Below are 1,017 nucleotides of genomic sequence, written 5' to 3'. Positions count from 1 at the left end.
GGCGGCGCGCGGCGTCGAGCAGTTCGCGCGGCGTCCAGCCATTGGGGGTGATGTGATGCTTCTGGAAGGTCGCGTCATGGACGGCTTCGACGTCCTTGACTGGAAGATTGAGCGCCAGATCGGGGCGATGCGCTTTCTTCTGATAGAGCTCACGCTGCTCGAAATCACTCCTCATCAAGTCGACACCGAAACCATTCCATTGGCGCTCACTCATGCGGACACCATCTTCCCGCGCCTGGCGATCTGCAAACGCATTGGCAGTGGCACCTGGCGCGTTGTCGTTGCGAACTACGCCAAGCGCAAGCAAGCCATAGCCGTCATTGCCCTGCTTGTGCGCGAGGTAGTTCCAATAAAGCTCCCGGTTTCCATCTTGGGCATAGTATTTGAGGATTTCGATATCCTTTTCATCAAGTCCTGTCATCAGAGATTCTCCTTATCCCGAATAGATCGCACCTTACAGCCCTCGACTCTGTACCATGAACTTCTTCAGATTGTCGCGCGCGGCTGCTTCGATCTTTTTCCAATCTGGCAGCGCGAAGCGGACGTACCGGATTTCCACCATGGCGCTCAAATCTTTTATGACAAACAAATGAGTACAGTCCGGAAGTGGATCTTCTTTGCTTCGGACTAGTCTCCCATCGCGGTACTCGACACCTGACTCGGTCACTTCATGAGAGGTGCACTTGATCAGCGTGCTGATCTGCCCATTGTGGTCGCGCGCCACATACCAGTCTTTTTGACTGGCGACATTGAAAATGTTTGTTGGCTCATCCGAGTGCGACTCGTTATAGCCCTTTTTGCGATAATAGGTGAAGGATTTTTTCAGATCGGCATAGTATGGCGTCAGGCCATAAATCTCCTTACCCTGAATTCTGCCCTCAAGACGTTCAGCCGGGTCGCCATCATCCGTAGAGTTCGGCGCGTATAGGACGTTATTTGGATCCACGCCATTCAAATAGTGATACCCGATATCGACCGTCCGCGTCGACACATCCAGGCTCAGATGTGCGCGTTCGC

General features: G+C 53.4%; 2 pseudogenes. Both read right to left on the bottom strand.

The features are described from left to right. Positions 1 to 421: pseudogene (locus CEK69_RS20870) on the bottom strand (hypothetical protein); the annotation flags it as partial. 33 nt (positions 422 to 454) lie between these two features. Then, a pseudogene (locus tag CEK69_RS21145) lies at positions 455 to 1,017 on the bottom strand (hypothetical protein); the annotation flags it as partial.

Source organism: Xanthomonas sp. LMG 12462 (genome assembly GCF_009192885.1).
GTDB lineage: Bacteria > Pseudomonadota > Gammaproteobacteria > Xanthomonadales > Xanthomonadaceae > Xanthomonas_A > Xanthomonas_A sontii.
The sequence above is the reverse complement of the archived record's forward strand: the minus strand, read 5'-3'. Positions and strand labels throughout refer to the sequence as shown.